The organism is Cetobacterium sp. 2G large (assembly GCF_014250655.1).
GTDB lineage: Bacteria > Fusobacteriota > Fusobacteriia > Fusobacteriales > Fusobacteriaceae > Cetobacterium_A > Cetobacterium_A somerae.
Map to the genome: position 1 here is coordinate 78,358 of NZ_JACHTH010000003.1, position 19,625 is coordinate 97,982.

At 27.7% G+C, this 19,625-nt stretch carries 20 protein-coding genes; 10 read left to right on the top strand and 10 right to left on the bottom strand.

Annotated elements, in window-relative coordinates; genetic code table 11:
- Positions 1–83: 83 nt before the first annotated feature.
- Both H5J23_RS01650 and H5J23_RS01655 read right to left on the bottom strand, forming a co-directional pair.
- The gene (locus H5J23_RS01650) at positions 84–239 is read right to left on the bottom strand and encodes a hypothetical protein (RefSeq protein WP_185890673.1); all 156 of its coding nucleotides are present in this window, start codon (positions 237–239) and stop codon (positions 84–86) included.
- Positions 240–243: 4 nt separating this feature from the next.
- On the bottom strand, positions 244–555 hold the full coding sequence (locus H5J23_RS01655) for a hypothetical protein (protein ID WP_185890675.1): 312 nt from the start codon (positions 553–555) through the stop codon (positions 244–246).
- A gap of 224 nt (positions 556–779) precedes the next feature.
- Here H5J23_RS01655 and H5J23_RS01660 point away from each other — a divergent pair, with 224 nt between their 5' ends.
- The 4 genes from H5J23_RS01660 to H5J23_RS01675 are packed head-to-tail and all read left to right on the top strand — an operon-like array spanning position 780 to position 2,630.
- Positions 780–980, top strand: coding sequence for a helix-turn-helix domain-containing protein (locus H5J23_RS01660; RefSeq protein ID WP_185890677.1), 201 nt, complete (start codon positions 780–782; stop codon positions 978–980).
- Positions 980–1,294, top strand: a complete 315-nt coding sequence (locus tag H5J23_RS01665) for a hypothetical protein (protein ID WP_185890679.1) — start codon at positions 980–982, stop codon at positions 1,292–1,294. The genes H5J23_RS01660 and H5J23_RS01665 overlap by 1 nt, the downstream gene beginning before the upstream one ends.
- Positions 1,281–1,688 carry a hypothetical protein gene (locus tag H5J23_RS01670; protein WP_185890681.1) on the top strand — a complete coding sequence of 136 codons (408 nt, stop codon included), beginning with the start codon at positions 1,281–1,283 and terminating at the stop codon, positions 1,686–1,688. The genes H5J23_RS01665 and H5J23_RS01670 overlap by 14 nt, the downstream gene beginning before the upstream one ends.
- A 21-nt stretch (positions 1,689–1,709) precedes the next feature.
- Positions 1,710–2,630 carry a hypothetical protein gene (locus H5J23_RS01675; protein ID WP_185890683.1) on the top strand — a complete coding sequence of 307 codons (921 nt, stop codon included), beginning with the start codon at positions 1,710–1,712 and terminating at the stop codon, positions 2,628–2,630.
- Here the strand turns inward: H5J23_RS01675 and H5J23_RS01680 are convergent.
- The 7 genes from H5J23_RS01680 to H5J23_RS01710 are packed head-to-tail and all read right to left on the bottom strand — an operon-like array spanning position 2,627 to position 10,197.
- Entirely contained in the window at positions 2,627–3,835 is a 1,209-nt protein-coding gene (locus H5J23_RS01680; protein ID WP_185890685.1) for an O-antigen ligase, read from the bottom strand. The genes H5J23_RS01675 and H5J23_RS01680 overlap by 4 nt on opposite strands.
- Positions 3,828–4,913: a glycosyltransferase gene (locus H5J23_RS01685; protein ID WP_185890687.1), complete on the bottom strand. Its 1,086-nt coding sequence runs from the start codon at positions 4,911–4,913 to the stop codon at positions 3,828–3,830. The genes H5J23_RS01680 and H5J23_RS01685 overlap by 8 nt, the downstream gene beginning before the upstream one ends.
- Positions 4,914–4,919: 6 nt before the next feature.
- Positions 4,920–6,110: a glycosyltransferase gene (locus H5J23_RS01690; protein WP_185890688.1), complete on the bottom strand. Its 1,191-nt coding sequence runs from the start codon at positions 6,108–6,110 to the stop codon at positions 4,920–4,922.
- Between the two features lie 3 nt (positions 6,111–6,113).
- Positions 6,114–6,854 carry a lipopolysaccharide core heptose(II) kinase RfaY gene (locus tag H5J23_RS01695; protein WP_185890690.1) on the bottom strand — a complete coding sequence of 247 codons (741 nt, stop codon included), beginning with the start codon at positions 6,852–6,854 and terminating at the stop codon, positions 6,114–6,116.
- Positions 6,832–7,920 carry a glycosyltransferase family 9 protein gene (locus tag H5J23_RS01700; protein ID WP_185890692.1) on the bottom strand — a complete coding sequence of 363 codons (1,089 nt, stop codon included), beginning with the start codon at positions 7,918–7,920 and terminating at the stop codon, positions 6,832–6,834. Before H5J23_RS01700 ends, H5J23_RS01695 begins: the two co-directional genes overlap by 23 nt.
- A gap of 22 nt (positions 7,921–7,942) precedes the next feature.
- Complete coding sequence (locus H5J23_RS01705; RefSeq protein ID WP_185890694.1) at positions 7,943–9,109, bottom strand: glycosyltransferase; 1,167 nt, start codon at positions 9,107–9,109, stop codon at positions 7,943–7,945.
- Positions 9,106–10,197, bottom strand: a complete 1,092-nt coding sequence (locus tag H5J23_RS01710; RefSeq protein ID WP_185890695.1) for a glycosyltransferase family 9 protein — start codon at positions 10,195–10,197, stop codon at positions 9,106–9,108. The genes H5J23_RS01705 and H5J23_RS01710 overlap by 4 nt, the downstream gene beginning before the upstream one ends.
- A gap of 211 nt (positions 10,198–10,408) precedes the next feature.
- Here H5J23_RS01710 and H5J23_RS01715 point away from each other — a divergent pair, with 211 nt between their 5' ends.
- Both H5J23_RS01715 and H5J23_RS01720 read left to right on the top strand, forming a co-directional pair.
- Complete coding sequence (locus tag H5J23_RS01715; RefSeq protein WP_185890697.1) at positions 10,409–11,353, top strand: omptin family outer membrane protease; 945 nt, start codon at positions 10,409–10,411, stop codon at positions 11,351–11,353.
- 21 nt (positions 11,354–11,374) lie between these two features.
- Positions 11,375–13,999: an autotransporter outer membrane beta-barrel domain-containing protein gene (locus tag H5J23_RS01720; protein ID WP_185890699.1), complete on the top strand. Its 2,625-nt coding sequence runs from the start codon at positions 11,375–11,377 to the stop codon at positions 13,997–13,999.
- Positions 14,000–14,066: 67 nt separating this feature from the next.
- Here the strand turns inward: H5J23_RS01720 and H5J23_RS01725 are convergent, their stop codons facing one another.
- Complete coding sequence (locus H5J23_RS01725; protein ID WP_185890701.1) at positions 14,067–15,359, bottom strand: ATP-binding protein; 1,293 nt, start codon at positions 15,357–15,359, stop codon at positions 14,067–14,069.
- 214 nt (positions 15,360–15,573) lie between these two features.
- On the opposite strand from H5J23_RS01725, the gene H5J23_RS01730 reads away from it, so the two are divergent.
- From H5J23_RS01730 to H5J23_RS01745, 4 genes are read left to right on the top strand one after another with little or no spacing between them, the layout of a single operon-like run.
- A complete protein-coding gene (locus H5J23_RS01730; RefSeq protein ID WP_185890703.1) occupies positions 15,574–16,590 on the top strand; it encodes a polysaccharide deacetylase family protein in 1,017 nt (338 codons plus the stop codon).
- A gap of 28 nt (positions 16,591–16,618) precedes the next feature.
- Entirely contained in the window at positions 16,619–17,374 is a 756-nt protein-coding gene (locus H5J23_RS01735; protein ID WP_185890705.1) for a glycosyltransferase family 2 protein, read from the top strand.
- On the top strand, positions 17,358–18,005 hold the full coding sequence (locus tag H5J23_RS01740) for a response regulator transcription factor (protein ID WP_185890706.1): 648 nt from the start codon (positions 17,358–17,360) through the stop codon (positions 18,003–18,005). Before H5J23_RS01735 ends, H5J23_RS01740 begins: the two co-directional genes overlap by 17 nt.
- A gap of 1 nt (position 18,006) precedes the next feature.
- Positions 18,007–19,602 (top strand): HAMP domain-containing sensor histidine kinase, encoded by a 1,596-nt coding sequence (locus tag H5J23_RS01745; RefSeq protein WP_185890708.1) that lies wholly within the window; start codon positions 18,007–18,009, stop codon positions 19,600–19,602.
- Positions 19,603–19,625 lie beyond the last annotated feature (23 nt).

Sequence of the window (19,625 nt, forward strand, 5' to 3'; positions counted from 1 at the left end):
TATATTTTCTTCAAAAGTGTATATATTTAAAATGCTTTTTTTTATAATAAGACAAGGTCTAGAAAACATCTAGACCTTTAATTTTAATTTATATTTATTTGTGAATGAGATGTAACTTGGGGGATAGTCATTCTCTCAATTTTGCTACCTACACTTCTTAAAACGAGGGTATTATTTCCTGTTACTAACATTCCTATGAGAGTTAAAACAGTATAAATTATTTTTATAGTTTTTATCATAGGCCTACGCCTCTGGTGCATTTTCCATGAAGTAGTTAAATGCCATTAGCTCAGCTTTTTCAATCTCTATTCTATCAAGTGAGTTTTGTCCTGTTTTTATCTCTTTTTCAACTTGATCTCTCCACTCTGAATATGATCCATATGGATTTTCTGCTGGTAATGGTTCTCCATCAGCTTGTAACTGCTCAATGTGAGAAAGTGTTGCCTTATCATCTGCTAATTCCTTTAAATAACTAACTTCTCTTTCAATACTCTTCTCTGTTTTTGCTATAACTCCTTCTAACGCTATTTTTGCTCCTGCTACTGTCATACTCATAATTACCTCCTGCGATTTTTATTTTTTATTTTTCACACTTATCTCGAGATGATTTTATGATAACATAAACAAAAAAAATTTTTTAGTGCGTTTGTCCACTTACTTTACTATATTTTTAGTATTTTTTTGTCCACTTACTTTTATAAATATTACGCCTAGATATTGATTTTTTTCAATTAAAATAGTACAAATATACTAACAAAATAAAAAAACTGGAGGAATTTATGGAAAAAAGGTTTATTAAAGAACATTTAAATGGTAAAAATGGTTTAATTACAGTTACAGAACTCTCTAATGCTCTCCTTATTTCAAAAAAAACAGTTTATAGAATGATTAAAAGTAACAAAGTTGATAGTTTCAAAATCGGAGGTTACTATGCTATAAAACTATCTAGTGCTAAAAAACTTATTAAAGGAGGAGTTTAATGTCTCATAAGTTTCCTGCAATTGAAGATATCTTAAAAAATAACTATTCTATTTTAACTAGATGTAAAAATAAAGAACAACAAATTAAAGTTTTAGAAAAAATTCTAAATAAAAACTATAGAACTATGATTCCTAAATACTATGTTTCAAAAATTTTTAAAATAAAACCTTATAAATATGAAAACTCTATAACATCAGGTGAGTTTCCCTTTTTAATAATAGGAAATAGAATCTCTGTTAAAACCTCTTGTTTTGCTCCTCTAATACTTTCTCAATATAAGAGATTTTTAGAGGTGTGCAATGACTTTAAGTAGAAGATATCCTTTTTTGAAATTCTATAACAAAATAAAAAAAAGATATAAGTATGTTATTCCTATTAAAAATCTTTCTATTATATCTAATGTGTCTATTAAAACAATTCGCAGGTATTTAAAAAGAAACTGTATATATTCTACGTTTACTAGTAATACTCATCTTATTCATGTTGATAGTTTAATTTTAAACTTTACTCCCCCTTGCGAAAAAAATCTTTTAAAAAGTTTTTCAACTTTCGGTTTTTATCCCGAATATAATACTTTCAAAAAATTAATACCATCTACATTTTCTACACCTTTAAACAACAAACTTTTTTTAATGAAATCATCTATTAAAGTAGGATTAAAAAAATTTATTTGTATGAGAACTTTATTAACTTTAATAAAATTATAAAACTACAAAAGAGAGGTATTTATGGATTTTATAATAAAAAATCAACATAAGAGTAACTATACAGTGATTTATAATAAGTTTATACAAGATAAGAATTTAAACTTAGAGTTACTAGGGTTAGGAACCTATCTTCTTAATAAACCACCAAACTGGGTTATCAACATAAATCACCTATCGTATGAACTTACCATTGGAAAAGATAAGCTGCTAAGACTTATAAATTGTATGATTGAACTTGGATATATGTATCGCCATAAAAAAGAGATTGCCTTTGTTCGTAGAGGTGAACTTAAAAATATATATTATTTTTCTGATGACAAGGAACTTCTAAATAAGACTACCGAACCTTTTAGAAGTGTTGCAACTACCCCGCAGCTACACTTGTCCACTTTTCCCACTGTGGATTCTCCTAGCATGCTAACTCCATCACTGGATATTCCAGTGGTGGAAACTCCTAGCATGGAAAATACATCACATAATAATACTAGTAATTATAAAGATATTATAGAAAAAGAAGATAATAAAAAAGAAACTATACTAACTAATAATCTTTCTATAAGAACCTATTTAAAAGAAATTCTAGATGATACTACAATTGTTAATCTACTTAGAGTTAAACCTGATCTAACTATTGATGAGTTTAAAAATCTCTATGAAATGGCTAATCTTGAGTTTAAAGGAGGATTTTGTAATAGTGTAAATGCTTGTTTAGTTAAAGCTGCAAGTGGAAAATGGAGCTTTCGTTATAACATTGTTAATAACGACGAATTAAAGGTTCATAGAGTTTTAAAGGGGAAACTCAATTACTATGTAGATTATTACAAAATAGCTAGTCCATCTAAAGAAGAGATTTTAGGAAAATTCTTAAATGAATGTCAAAAATATAATCAAGATTTAGTTGATATTTATTACCAGGAGTTGAAAGAAAAGCTAGAGTCTTAATCTGACTCTAGCTTTTCTTCTTCTTTAACTTGAATAAACCCAACTGTCATTATTGTAAATAAAACCATGTAAAGTTTTGTGAAATAAAATATAGGTTCAGCCAAACCATAAAGAAGAGTAAATATTGTTACTCCTATAACTAATAACTTTACTTCTTTTATTTTACTAGATTTTTCAAAAATATAGTCCTTAATTATATAATAAAAAAACGAAAATAAAAACAATATATAAGATATTAAAACTAATATGCCCTGTGTTGCAAAAGTTTCTATAAATATATTGTGGTAGTGTGGATGTAATTCTTCTGCATTTCTAATCACTTTTAATGTACCTTCTTTATATTTATAAAATCCCTCTCCTATAAAAATGTTGTCAATCCCATTTTTTATCCCTTTTTTAAATATATCAACCCTTGCATCTTCTTCTATTTTTTTTATTGTTGATATTGTTGATAATCTCTCTAAACCTTCTATTTTATCTGCATTTTTTATTATCAATATGGAACATAATAGTGTTAAAAATATTACTATACTTCCCTTTTTAATATTTTTTATAAAATATGTTAAAGCTAGAGCTAATGGAATCATTAACATACTATTCCTTGATTTTGTATAAAATAAAACAAAAATAGAAATAGCTGCGTATACTGTATATCCTATTTTTAAATATATATTTTTATATATAAATATTGAGATTATACCAATTACAACATAAATTCCTATTTCACCTGCATATATTGTAGTATAAGTTTTTCCGCTTATTCTATACCAACTTAGGTGATTCCAATTAATATAGATATCCATTATTCCTCTGTATAAAGCATCTAAGGAAAATAGTGTTATTATTGGAATAATTTTTTTATATTTTTTCAAATCTAAGCTGATATTTATAGTGCTTAAAAAAAAGAGCACAGAATACAGAGTCATCCCTAACAAGTCTTCTATTCTTTCATTTTCTTTATTTACAGAAATTTTAAATATAATCCCAAGAAATATTAAATAAAAAAATCCTGAAATATACATATATTTATACTTTTTTATCATTTCAAATCTATTTTTAAATAAATAAAATACAGATAATATAACTAATAAAATTGAAAATAAATACTTGCTATCTCCCCCTCTTCTAAAAAGAAGAAATAAATAAACTATGCCTACAATTGAAATTATATTATCTAATGTTATTTTTTTTAATATGCTATTCATTTTTTAGTAAACTCTCCACTTTTAATTTTATTTTTTCTTCTTCAAATTTTTCTAAATGCTTACTCAATTTTTCCAAATTTAAATCTAATTTATCTACATTTTCTATTTTTTTTAACAGTTCTTTTTCATTTCCAACTTCAAATAACATTCCAAACTCACCATTATTTAAAATCTCTTTAGGCCCAGTTTTACAACTACTTGAAATCACTTTTTTATTTAAAGTTAAAGCTTCTATTAAAACCAAACCAAATCCCTCTAATTTAGAGGATAATATAAAAGCTTCTGAATTTTTTACCCAATTATATGGATTTTTTTTCATTCCTAAAAATTTTACTTTTTCAGTTAAACATAGCTCTTCTGATAATTTTTCTAATTTCTCTTTATCTGGGCCATCTCCAATTATATATAAGTATTCTTTACCTTTATATTTACTATAGGCTTTAAGCAGTGTTTCTACATCCTTTTCATCCTCTTTTAATCTACAAACTGTCACAAAGTACCTTCTTTTACTATCCTCTAACTCTTCAGGTAAAAACTCTACATTTGACTTTTCTAAAATCTCATTAAAATCAAAAGGATTATATATATTTACTACTTTAGATTTATCTAAATCTTTTTCTATTTCTAATAGTTCCTCTTTCATCTCTTCACATATTGTGATAATTTTATCATACCCTCTTATTTTTTTAGCTATATCTCTTTTTCTTTTTAAAAGGGAACTATATGAAGAGTGTAACCACACTATTTTTTTCTTATTAATATTTTTTAAATATCTATAAAAATCTCCATCTAAGAAATCTATTACTATATCAAACTCTTTTATTTTTTTTTCAATTCTATATTTTTTCTTTAAAGAATTAACAATTTTAAATCCTTTTTTTAGTTCTTCATTTGATAAAATAAAATCATAGTTTGCAACTTTTTCTATTTCGTCCACTAAAAAATTTTTAGTCTCTTTCATTGTCAAAACCTCAATTTCAAACTCTTTATTTTTTGATAGCATCTTAACAACTTGAACTAAAACCTTTTCTGCACCACCAACTGTCAATGAATTTATACAAAATAATATCTTTTTCATAGAATCCTACCCTATATCTTTTATCTTTTTTATTAATTGACTATATTTGAATCTATTTTTTTGCTTTAATATCTGTTCCTCTTTATTTTTTAAATCTATTTTTCCGCCTATTACCTCTAACATCATTTTTTCCAATTCATCTGTTTTGTCTATTGAAAATATCTGTCCAACCTCTTGCTTATTTGTTATATCCTCTGCTGCTGCTGTATTTGATGTTAATATATAGTTATTAAAAGCTAGAGCTTCTACCATAACTATTCCAAAACTTTCCCATCTAGATGGTAAAACAAAAACCTTTGATCTATTAAAATAATCATATAGTATATCTCTATCTTTTATCTCTCCAGTAAAGATAACTTTTTCTTTTTTTTCTGGATATTTTTCAAAAAATATGTCGATTTCTTTATTAAAATCTTTTTCAATAGATCCAACAAAATAAAACTTCCAATCTTTTAAATCTAAAGTTTCTAAAGTTTTCAATAAAAACTCTGTATTTTTTTGAAAAGTCCCCAATCTTCCTACTGTTAAAAATATATTTTCTTTCTCTTCATATTTTTTAATTTTATATTTTTGTTCAATTAATAAATCGTCATATCCATTTGCTAGATACATTGTTTTTCCTTTAGTTGAAACTCCTGCATAAGAGTCTTTCATAACTTCATATGCATATTCCGTTTCATAACTAATTAAATCAGCTATTTGAACTAACTTTTTTCTTTTGGCGTATTCTTTTGTTTCTCTACTTTTTCTAAAAAACTCTCTTATATTTTTTGGCTTCATCTCTGTTCTAGCAATCTCTTTTTTATAGTCATCTAAATTAAAATCAGCCTTTATATAAACTTTTCCAGCTGGATTAAACTTCTTATAAAAATATGCTCTCCAATAACTACATTTTGTTATATGAAATAACATTAATATATCTATATCTTTAGCGTTTTTACAAATATATCTATATAAAGGTATCCTTTTTAAGTGAATTATAAAAGGAAGAAAATTTTTAACTTTTTTAAACCACCTAGGGATTTTAACAATCTCAATCCCTCTAACTTCATCTGGTAAGTCATTTTTTAAGTTACAAGTTATTATCTTACTTTCATAGCCTAATACTTCATGGGCATATATCGGAAACATACCATTGTCTTTACCTATCCAAGTGTATTCAAATTCTTCGCATATATGAACAAATCTTTTTTTCATAACTTATATCTTCCACCCCTTATTTCTTAATTTAACTTTTAGACCTCTTATTTTTTCAACAATTGGAAGCTTTTTAAAGTTTTTTATAGTATATGCTAACAGATATCCAATATCTCTTTTTACTTTATATCTTTTTTCTACTTCATAATTTAACTCTATTGTCAAACGATCATTTTTCATTGTTAATATGTCATATCCTCTTTTAAAGTGCCAAAAGTTCTCTCTTTTAGCTTGAGTATCTATAATTTTTATACCATCTGCAGTTTTTATAAAGTTTGATGTATTCAAATCTCCATGATAAATACCTTTTTCATGAATTTTTTCTACCATATCCATAATTATATCTATATCTTCTATAGTTTTTATAGCTTCTCCAGAGACATACTTCATGAGTATAAAGCTTTCTTTTAGAAAAAGACCTCTTTTAACCATTACAGCTAATGGTTCTATAAAGAAGTCAAGCCCCATCTCTTTCGCTAAATTTATATTTATAAAGCTTGTCAATCCCTCTCCTTTTTTAAAAGCTGTTTGTATCTTTCTTTGAGGTATAATCGTTTCAGCCTTTGGAGATTTTAAAACATAAAATCTCCCACCTATCTCTATTTTTGCTACATAGTTTCTTTCAGTATTTTTATATTCTTCAATAACTTTATAGTTTTTATCTAAAACTATTTCCGCTAACCTTCTGCTCTCTTCATCTTTATAATATATTTTAAACTCTTTATACAACACATCTCTTATCATAAATTCTCTCTTCTAAAATTTTTTTTACATTTTCTGCAACTTTTTCTAAAGATACACCTTCTATTGTATATCCATTTTTTGTACCCCTTACAATTTCATATCTTTCAGTTTTAGGTTCAAAAAGCTTTGCACTATTCTCTGTTAAAGGATATATTCCGACAATTGGTATATTATATGCTGATGCCACATGTATTATACCTGTATCTACACTTACCAACATATCGCTATATTTTAATAATCCTGCTGCTGCTCCAATTCCATTTGTTTTTGGAAGTAATTTAATATTTTTTTCATCTATTTTATCTACCAAATCTTTTAAAATTTCATATTCGCTTGGAATACTAATTAAATACACAACAATATCTTTATTTAATTTAATTAGCTTTAAACTTAATTCCTCCAATTGTTCTAATGTTAAGCTTCTTGGTTCTGAACTTGCTTTATGGTTAACAATAATATTTATCTTATGATTTTCAAAATAATTTTTATACTTTGTTTCATTTTCACCTAAGTATAATTTATATTTTTTATTTTCTTTATGTAATCCTAAAGGCTTTAAATAATCCATATTTATATCAACCGCATGAGCATCATCTTTTACATCTATATAGCTATCAAAGAGTGTTAGCTCATCCTTTTTTATACCAAACTTTTCTAATCTATATCTTCCAATTAGATATTTTGGTGCCATAAGTTTTAAAGCTAAAGTGTGAATAAATCTATTATTATTTGTAAAATCAAAGTATAAATCATATTTTTTTCTATTTTTTAAAGCTCCCTTTAATTCTCTATACCCCTTTATAATTTTATTTCTAGTTGGTTTACTTTGATCCTCTATAATTTCATTTATATAAGGTATATTTTCTACTAAATCTCTTGCACCTTTAACTATACTAATATCAATTTTTACATCACTATTTAATTTTGCTAATGCTTCAAGCATAGGAGTTTTTACAACAATATCCCCTATCCTTCCCCCATCTATAATTATTCTTTTAATATTCTCTTTTTTAATCTCTTTTCTCTTTTTTTTACCTATTAACTTTATAGCTAATCCCCTAACCATAATCCCTCTCCCTTTTATATATTTAAAACAATTTAAACAAATCTTTTCTTATATATTCATAAGTAAATTCATCCATTTTTTTATACATCTCACTCTTTATTGAGTCCTCTAAATTTTTATCATTTAATATATTTACAACAATTTTCTCAAAAGTTTTTTGATCTCCTAATGGTATTAAACCTCCAGCTTTACCATCTTCCAAAATCTCTCTTGGCCCAGTAGGACAATCATAGGCTACAACAATTGTATCACATAACATTGCTTCTATAAAAACAGTTGGTAATCCCTCGCCCATTGAAGTATGTAAAAACATTTTTGCTGCTTTCATATATGGAAATGGATTTTTCTTTTGACCTAGAAGTACTACATCATCTTCTAAATTAAGCTCTTTTATTTTTCTTTCTATATTAGTCCTATCCTCACCCTCTCCTAATATATAAAGTTTTTCTTTAATTCCTTTTTTCTTAAGCTCCCCATATATTTCAACTAATCCAACCCTATTTTTTACCCCTACTAATCTTGAAACAGCTATAAAAAAATCCTCTTTTAAAAACTTTTCATCTTCTAAAGTAATGTCTGAATAGTCTTCTGCTTTAGCTTTTATTATATCAAAATCCATTGGATTATAGATTCTTACAGTCTTTTCAGCATACTCTGGAAATATTTCTTCTAACTCTTTTTTCATATCATCACATATTACTACAATATTTCTGTAATTTTTAAAAGTCTTTCTATATAAGTCTATTTTTTTAGTCTTTCTTCCTTTTAATGTATAGTGTAACCACCCTACTATTGGAGCTTTTATACAATCTAAATATTTCATTAAACTCATATCAAAATCTATTACAACATCAAATCTATTTTCTTCAAAAAACGATTTTACCCATTGCTTCATTACAATTCTTTCATAAAAAAGTGCCCATTGATATTGAAGTCTTGAAATTATATTTTTCTTATCTTTTCTTAACTGATCAGTTCTTCTACACATTTCTTCAGATTTAACATAAACAATCTTTATATTTTTTGGAACTTCTGGTAAAAAAACATTATCCTCAGGTATATTTTGCTTTATAATTAAGGTTATATCTAACTCTGACTCTTTACTTAATTTTTCTAAATAGTTTATTAGAACTCTCTCTATTCCACCCATATATAGTTGACCATTATATATAGCTATCTTTTTTTTCATACCCCTATCTCCTTCACATCAAACTTGTTTATATCTGCTTCCTCTCCAGTTGCTGGTACATCAGTTGAAAATACCTGCTTAACTAACGGTGAGTTTGGTCCCCAAACTACCGAGTTATTATCTCCTGTATCAAGTCTATAAACTGCTGTCATTGGAAGTTTTTCTGCTACACCAATATGTACAATTGAAGTATCTGGAGTTATTACATAATCAGCATGTCTTATTAGTTCTACTACTTCTAATATTCCAGAAAGAGTTGGATATTTAACTCTATCTCTATCACCTAAAACATCTATAATCTCTTCTATCTCACTTTTTTTACTAGATTCACCAATAAAGATCAGCATACTTTTACTCTCTTTTAAGACTTTACAACTTATCTCTAAAATCTTCTCTTTATTAAAGCTTCTATGTTTACTAGCTGCATATGGATTTAAAACTACAAAGCTCTCAGGGTTTCCAAGTTCACGTAATCTTCTTTTAAGCTCATCCTTTACAACTATTCCTGTATGTATCTCATAACTCAGATCTGGATTTTCTATATTAAAAATACCTAGAATATTTTTATACATATCTGTTATATGTTGCCTATAATTTTTTTCATAACTTATATCAAAAAGATTCCAATCACTTTTATCTAATCCTATATTTACTTTCGCCTTACACTGATTTATAAATTTCATCTGATTGACTCTTAACATCTCAGAAAAGTCAACTAATACATCATAGTTTTCCTTAGCTATTTCAGTAGCTAATTCACTCTCTTTTCCTTTTTTATAGTTATAAATCACACTCACATGGGGGTTGAATTTTATAATATCTGTAGCTGCACCTCTACTTACTACCCCTATTTTAATATCTGGATATCTCTTTTGTATCTCCCTAAACATAAGAGTATTTATTACCATATCCCCTATTTTCCCATCATAACGTAAAAAAAGAATAGACTTTACTCTACTCATATCTACTCTACTGTTTTTTAGTAACTCTGGATGCTTTTCATCTTTTCTATCCCAAAGTTTTCTACCTATATTTAGCCTTATTGGTCTTAGAAAATCCTGAACTATCCTATTTAATTTACGGATCATTTTTTCCCCTCATATATTTGCATTTTATTTTAATTATAACACATCTCAACCTTAATTTTAACATTATAATATTCCAACCTTTTTCCAAATTAAATTTTTTTTGTTTTTTCATGTATTTTTTTTAAGAATTCATGTTATAAAAAATAATTTTTGCATTCTGTATACTAAAATGTTTTTAGAAAATAAATTTATAAGACTTAGGAGGTTTTTTATGTTAAAACGAAATTTTTTAATTCTGCTTACTGCTACCTCTACTGGAATTTTTGCACAAACATCTAATGCTTTTAATTTTTCTTTGGGAACTGTTAATGGCAAAGCTGGGGAGTATGTATACGTCCCAGAAACTGGTGAAAAAATTAGTTACTTAGATTGGAAAATTAAAAATGTTCCTGTTTTTATACTTGGTTACACACATACATTTAATAATATAGAGTTTCAGATGGGATTAAAGAAAAATTTCAACTCTACATCAAGTGGATCTATGAAAGATTATGACTGGTACTCATCTGAAGATACTGAAGATGGAGCTACCTCTAATGATTATGGTAAGCTCTCAAACTTCAGTGACAATAAAAACTATGTAGAAGATCTTTTAATGTTTGATACAAATATCAAATACTGGTTTGCTCACACTGAAAACTTAAAATCTGGACCTATGTTAGGTTTTAAATATGATTATTTTAAGTTTTATGCTAAAGGTGGAAATCAATATAACTATATGTTAGATGGTTCTACTACTATATATAAGGATGATTACTCTAAAAAAAGTATTGAGTACTCTCAGAAATTTTTCACACCATATATTGGTTATGGAGCTACTTACACTTATGGAAAACTAGTTTTAGATTTAGAAGTTAAAGGTAGTCTCTATGGAAAAGCTAAAGCTAACGATAAACACCTTGAAAGAGGACCTATGGAATCTAATGAAAAATATAAGGATGTTAAAAATCTAGGAGTTAAACTTGTGGCTACATACCCATTAACTCAATCTATCGATATAAACGGTACTTTAGAATACTCAAAGTATTTCCATAAGAAAAAGTCTACTACTGATTTCACAACTGAAGATGGAGAAAAAATCAGTGGTATTAAAAATCTATCAGGTATTAAAAATAGTAGTTATGTAGTATCCATTGGTGCTACATATAAATTCTAAAAATTTGGAGGAAAATTAAAAATGAAAATATACAATAAAAAATATCTATTTATCGGAATTCTTTCTGCATTAGTAACAGCATGTGGAAGTGGAGGAGGTGGCGGTGGTAGTAGTTTTTCACCTGCACCTACAACGAACATTGCTAAACCAGAGCTTCCCGCAATTGTACCCTCTTCAAAAGAAAGTGACAATGAAGAACATCCTCCAATGCCAGAACCACCAACTAAAAATGATAAAACTATCTCTCTTGATAATGAAGGAGAGGTTGGTGTTGTAGCTCTTGATGGGAAAATGGCAACAAATGAAATTAATGGAACTATTAATATAAATTCTAAATATGCCACTGGAGTATTATCTGTGGGAAAAAACTCTCTTGGAGTTAATCACGGAACTATAAATGGTACTCAAACAGACCCTAACACGGATATGAAATTAATGGAGGGAATCTACGGAGGAAGATTACACAACATTGGGACCTTAAAAGGAACTGGTTCTGCCATTAGTGCAATGTCTAATCGTTCATATCACGGAGAAGAGATTAATGCTACAAATGATGGAGAAATTGTATTAAATGGTATTGAAAATAAAGAGGGCTTATACTTTACTAGCCTTATTGGTATGGAAGCTATTAAATACATGAAAAAAGATGATGTTGAAGAAAAAGCAACTTTAATTAACAATGGAGATATAGATATCCATTACAATAATTTTCATCTTTTAAATCCAACTGCTGTATCATCTATGTATATCCAAGGTATGAGTATAACTACTCCAAAAGATTCTACGGTAATGGATAACCTTTTGAATAATGGAAATATAAATGTAAGTGGAAGACATAGTGCTGGTATGGTTGCCAATGGTAAAAATATAACTCTTGTCAATAAGGGAACTATTAAAACTAACGGTGAAGATAGTAATGGTATGAGAGCTTCAGGTGAAAATATCAAAGTTATAAATGAAGGTACGATTGATGTTACAGGACCGTATTCACATGGAATTAGTGTAACTGAAGGTGCTGTTGGAATAAATGAAACAACAGGTACTATTAAAATAGATGGTAAAAATGCTTTTGCTATGAGTGCTACAAATGGAAGTAAAGTTATAAATAAAGGTAAAATATTTTTAAATGGTGAATCTATTGGTATGTATGCTGGAAACGTTGGAGTAAACTCTGATAAATATGAAACTAGTACTATTGTTAACGAAGGAGAGATTATATTTAGTGATTCAAACCCATATAAAATTGCTATTTGGGCTTCTGATAATGGTACTTATGTTAACAAAGGTAAAATACTTGGTGAAGATGGTATTGAGATAAAAACTGAGGATAAAGGTAAATTTATTGTTGGAAAAGAGGCTTCTGGAGATGTTTCTAGAGTTAGATCAAAAAGAAGTTTAAAAATAGATGGAGATGTTGTAGCATCTAAAGATTTAATAGAGGATAACAAAAAAGAGATTATCTATAAAGATGTATTCTCTGCTCCAAAAATTGAGTTAGCTAGAAGTACAGATTCAAAGGCTGTTTCTATGTTTTATAACTCTAAGCTAGAGCTTAATGAGAGTAAAAATGTAGATATGGTTGTTTATAGAAATGAAACTACTATTGAAGAAAGTTATGAAAGTACAGAGTTTAGCTCTTTAACTAACTCTTTAGATAGCTACTTAGATGTTGAAGGAATGGAACTATCTAAGGATGAAAAGTTAGTTGTAGATAAAATTTTAAAATCTGACAATGTTAATGAGATTAAAAAAGTTGTAAAAGATTTATCTGGAGAGATTTACGCTAACCTTCCTAGACAGATTTTTGATATTCAAGATAGATTTATAAAAGAGGATGGTAAGCTTATAGATAACTTAAATGAATATAGTTATAACTTTAACTTCTTTGGAGATAAATCATCAGTTAAAGATAAGGGGGATATCTCTGGATATAAAACTACATCAGAGGGGTTTGTAGGAACAAAGAGATTTGAAAATGATATATATGCAACAATTGGTTATGAGAATAGCAGTGTTAAACATAATGAGGGTTCTAAAGGGTCTATTCAATCTATCCATACTGGAATCTATAAAAAACTACTTTTAAATGAGTTTGATATTAAACTTGGATTAAATGGAGAGTATAACTTCCATGAAACAAATAGAGAGATTGATAGCTTTGATAAAAAAGCTAAAGGAAAGTATAACTCATATACTTTAGGAGCTAATGGTGAAATTAGTAGAGTTTACGGAGATTCATTATATATTAAACCTACTCTTGGGTTAAACTTAGGATATGGAAAATATGAAAAGTTCTCTGAGAAAAATGCTGGTGATTTAGGGTTAACTGTTAAAGAGGAAAACTATTTCTCTGTATTACCAAGTGTTGGATTTAAAGTTGGTAAAAACTTTGAATTTGTAGATATCTACTCAAATGCTATCTATTCATACGAATTAGGAGATCTGAATAAAAAACAAGGTATGTCTCTTTTAGGAGATAAAGTTAATTATAAACTAAATAGTGACTCTTTAGAGAAGGCAAATTTAGTGTTAAATACTGGAGTATCTACTGAGATTAAAGATTTCAAAATCACTTTTGAAATTGGAAAAGAGTTTGGAAAAAGAGATAACAACTACCTAGCATTAGGTATTGGTTATAAATTTTAAGTACCCCCTAAATAGTAAAGAGCCCACAGAGTTTCTGTGGGCTTTTTACTTGGATATTTTTATCCAATTATATACAAAATGCTGCGTATAAAGGAACACTTTTTATATTATTTTCAAATCCAAAATTTTTACCAGAAACTCTTATAGAATATGCTGGATTATATTTTTTTATAAAACTATTTAAACTGTTTGCCCTTACATTTTCACTAGCTTTAACTTCAATAGGAATAATATTTCCCTCTTTATCTTGAATTACAAAATCTATCTCCATATTTTGATTTCTTTCTAAATAGTATAAGCTATAGTTGTTTGATGATAAAGCAACACAAACATAGTTTTCTGTTAAAGCTCCTCTAAATTCATTAAACTTACTATTTCCACTTATTATAAGATTAGCTGGAATCTCTAACTTTGAACATAATAATCCTGTATCTCCTAAATATAATTTAAAAGATGATGGTTCAGAATAAGCTTTTAATGGAAGTTTTCCTTCAGTAATCTTAGTACATCTATTAACTATACCAGATGAAATTAACCATTCTATTGGTACTTCATATTCATGAGCTCTAGCTCCTGTTTTTATAAGTTTATATTGAAATTTTTTATTTTCCTTAGCTAATTGACTAGGAATTGTATTAAACGCATTTAAAATTTTTATTGTCTCCATTGGAGTAGCATATTTTGCCATATCAGCTATATAGGAATCATTTATTGTTTTTTGAGATGCCAAAACAAAGTTAAAGTCATCTGTTTCTAAGTAATCTAAGATAACTCTAGGCATTCCTCCAATAACCAAATATTTTTTATAGTAATCCATTGCTATTTCATGAAGATTAAACATCTCATTGCTTTCATAGTGATCTTTTATAGCTTCAGATAAGTCCTTTCTATTTAAAGCCCATAAAAACTCTTCAAAGTCTAATGGAAACATTTTTATCATATCTACTTTTCCCACTGGAAATGAATATTTTTCTCTATTTAAAGCAACTCCTAATAAACTTCCTGCTGCTATTATATGATAATTAGGTTCATTTTCACAGAAGTATTTTAGTGATGTTAAAGCTCTTTCACAAGCTTGAATTTCATCAAAAATTATTAAGGTATCCTCTTTTAAAATTGTTTGTCCTACAAATATTGCAAGCTCTTTTATTATTCTTTCAGGTTCTAAATCTTTATCAAAAATTTTTTGAAGTTCAGTGGAATTTTCAAAATTAAAGTAAACACTATTTTTATAAAACTCTTTTCCAAAAGATAAAGCTATATATGTTTTCCCAACTTGTCTAGCTCCATCTATAATTAAAGGTTTACGATTATTACTACTCTTCCAATTTATAAGATTGGTTTTTATTTTTCTTTCCATATCTCCACTCCTTTTCAAAAAATGTATTTATATCACATTATTATACAATAAAAAGTGTGTCTTGAATACATTTTTTAAATAAAAATAAAATTTTTATTCTACCTCATAATTTTTCTTTCCCCCTTATTTGAACCTAAAGAGATGCAGAATTGTAAAAAATATGATATACTTTTTCAATGTAATATAAAAAATTCTGTTATTCTAGGAGGTTAATATGTCATTTTTTATGTATGCTTTTTTAATAGCATGTGTGTACTACAACAAAAAGGGAAACCCCTGGTTTTTATATCATCACATTGGAGAATCTGGAGTTCCCACAGATTGGTTTGAGGAGCACCTAAAAAATATATGGTTTTTAAATATGAAAACTTTAACAAATAGAGAGATGTTAGAATCTCTTGATAAGCATGGAAAATTACCTAAAAATAGTGTGGCTTTAACTTTTGACGATGGTTATTATGATAACTATAGGCACGCTTTTCCACTGCTTAAAAAATATAAGATGAAAGCAACTCTATATCTTAATACCGCTTATGTGGAAAATGAGGAAAATAGAGCTTTTAAATATTTAAGCTGGAAAGAGATTGAAGAGATGAGTGGTTCTGGAATTTTCGATATCCAACTACACTCTCACAGACATATGCCTATTTTTGTAAATACCTCTTTTGATAGAGTTGCAGATAGTAACGACCTTTTAGATAGAGATATTCAACACCTTTATGGTGGTAACGCTCAAATTGGATTCCCTATTTTTGGAAAAAGAGGGGAGTTCTCTAGCACAGGAGTTATTGTTCCTTTAGAAGCTGCTGAAAAATTCAAAAACTTCTATGAAAATCTATCAACTGAAGAAAAAGGAAATAAGAAACTTATTCAGGATTTTATAAATAGTGAGTTACATAAAGATCTAATTTTTGAAACATTAGATGAGGCTAAAACTAGAGTTTTAAATGATCTAAATAAAAATATCTCCCTTATTGAGGAACATACAGGATACAAACCAAACTTTTTCTGTTGGCCTTGGGGACACAAATCACCTGAGTTTATAGCTATTTTAAAAAGTGCTGGAATTGCAGGATTTGTAACTACTCGTAAGGGAACTAATGGTTTAAAACTGGATTTAGAAAATATTAAAAGAGTTGAACTTAGAGTGTTTTCACCTTTAAAGTTTAAACTTAACCTATTAATTTGTAGAAACTACTTATTAGGAAAAATTTATCAAGTGCTTTCGTAGGTACAAGGGAAACAGGAGGGATTTTTAGATGTTGTCAGTGGGGCTAATAACGTTTAATGAAGAATTAAGATTAGAAAGAACTTTAAAAGCAGTTCAAGGGTTGGCAGACGAGATTGTTGTTGTAGATAGCTTTAGTACAGATGGTACTGTTGAGATAGCACAGTCTTTTGGAGCTAAGGTGGAGCAGATATCTTGGCCTGGATATGGGATGCAAAAGAACAATGTTATTGAAAGATGTACTAAGGATTGGATACTACTTATAGATGCTGATGAGGTTATTACACCTGAGTTGGCAAAAGAGATTAAAGAGGTTATGGAACATGGTGATTATTATGTCTATGAGATTCCATTTAACTCTGTATGTTTTGGAAAACGTATCCGTTTTGGTGGATGGAGTGGAAGCTCTAGAGTTAGACTATTTAAAAAAACTAGTGGTCACTACTCTTTAGATGCTGTACACGAACAGTTTTTAACTGGTGATGAAATTGGAAAACTTCACCACAGAATAGATCACTACACGTATGAAGATTACTATGATTATCTTCATAAATTCAATAGATATACTAGCGAAGGAGCTATTGTTGCTTTTAATAAAAATAAAAGTGCAGGACTTTTTAATATAGTTTTAAATCCTATATTTAAATTCCTTAGAATGTATATTTTTAGATTTGGATTTTTAGATGGTGTTGAAGGACTAGCTCTTTCAACTTTTAGCGCTCTTTACACAAGTGTAAAGTATTTAAAGCTTCGGGAGATGAAGAGGAAAAATGATACTAATTGTTGAAGATACTGAGAGTTTGCGAAAACTCACTAGAAAAATTTTAGAAAAAGAGGGTTTCTCTGTAGATGAAGCTGAAAATGGAGAGATTGCCCTTGAAAAGATAAGTGGAGAAACTAAGTACTCCCTTATACTTTTAGACATAATGATGCCTAAAATGGATGGAATGGAATTTATTAAAAATTTACGAATTTTTTCTGAAGTACCTGTTGTTTTTATAACAGCTCTTTCAGATGAACGTAGTCAAGTTCTTGCTTATGAAAATGGTGCTGATGGTTATTTGACTAAGCCTTTTTCAAAAGCACTACTTCTTTCTATGGTTAAAAGATTTGAGCAAAAATCATCAAAGCCAGTGCATTATGATGAGCTAACTCTTTTCAAATCTAGCCGTGGTGTTTTCATTCATGAAAAGGAGATACACCTTCCAACTAAAGAGCGTGAGCTACTGTTTTATTTAGAGGAAAATAAAGGGGTTATAAAAACTAGAGAGCAGATTTTAGATGCTATTTGGGGCTATGACTTCTATGGAAATGATCGAGTTGTTGATAAACACATAGCAAAACTCCGTGATAGACTTGGAGAATCTAACAGATTTATTAAAACTGTTAAAGCTCTTGGCTATAAGTTTGAGGTTTAATATGAAATTAAGAAATAAACTAATTTTAATTCTATCTTTAGTACTGTTAATTTTTCTATTTTTAGAGGGATTCTTTGGAAATCTTTATTTTGAAAAATACTTTAGATACAGTAAGGTTCTTCAACTTGAAAAGATAGATTTTATAAATGGTGATCAAGTTGATTATGATAAACTTAAAAACTATGAAAAAACTCAAAATGCTTTAGTTATGATATATAAAGATGATAAAATTGTAAATCTTGAAAACTTTTACTATATAAAGGTTAAAACTAAAACTGGAGATGCCTTTGTGCTACTTGATGCCTTTTTAGATAACCTTTACTCAAATACTCCTCTAAAAATTGAAAATAGAGATTTAGTTGAGATAACTGCTATTAAAGTTTTAGATAACTACTATCTTCCTACAACTTTAATTAAAAATAATGATGTTTTTAAAGATTACAAATTTAGTTATCGTTCTAAAAATATCTATAATATAGATGGTAGGGTTGAAGAGGTTAATACTCCTTACACTCAATCTAGCTTAGGAGATGATTTTTTAGAATCTCTTTTAACTATTGATGTATTAAATCCTCAGAAAAAAAAGTATAAAGATGTAGATGGAGATGATGAGTTTCAACTTATTACCCTTAATCGAAATGGTTATAAGGTTGTTATCTTCTACTCTTTTGAAAATATCAAAGATATCTTTCCATCTTTAAAGCTATATTTTTATATGAAAGCTATTATTATCATTCTTTTAACGATGCTTATAGGAATAGTTTTAGAAAAAATTATAGTGAATCCCATTGTTAATCTTTCTAAAGTTAGTGAAAAAATAGCTAATCTTAACTTTATAAAGGAGATTGATTATAAAAGTAAAGATGAGATTGGAACTCTTTATAAAGATATTTTTAAAATGAGTGAAAAACTTGAAAATATAATTGAGCTATATAAAGGAAAAGTATCTAGAAATAAGGAAGCTCAAATAAAGTTAGAAGAAAGTATAAAACTCTTTATGCATGAAGTTAAAACTCCTCTCTCAGCTATTATTGGGTTTAGTGATATGCTTTTAGAGGATGAGCACACTGAGGAGATTGCAATTATAAACAGTGAAAGTAAAAGAATTTTAAAAATGGCTAACACACTTTTAGAGGAAAATCGTCACTCTCAAAGTGAGATGATTTTAAATAAAAAAACATTTAGTTTAATATCTTTAATTGAACTATCATTAAAGATTTTAGAAACTGAAAGTGGACATATAAATATTGATATCTCTCATCTGAAAAACATGTTAATCTATGGTGATAGAGAGAAACTTGAGCAGGTTATATTAAATATTTTAAAAAATGCTTTAGAGTATGCTAAAAGTGAGATAAAAATCTATATTGAAGAGTGTAATGGTGAAGTAGTTTTATTTTTAGAAAATGATGGACCACATATTTTAGAGAATAATTTAGATAAAGTTTGGAATAAATTTTTCTCATCTAATAGTGGTGATAGAGGTCTTGGATTATATATATCCTCTGAGATTTTAGATGCTCATGGCTTTAACTATGGAGTTGAAAATAGTGATCTTGGTGTTAGATTTTTCATAGTTTTAAAAAAGGGGATATAAAAGAGATATTCCTAGGTTAATAT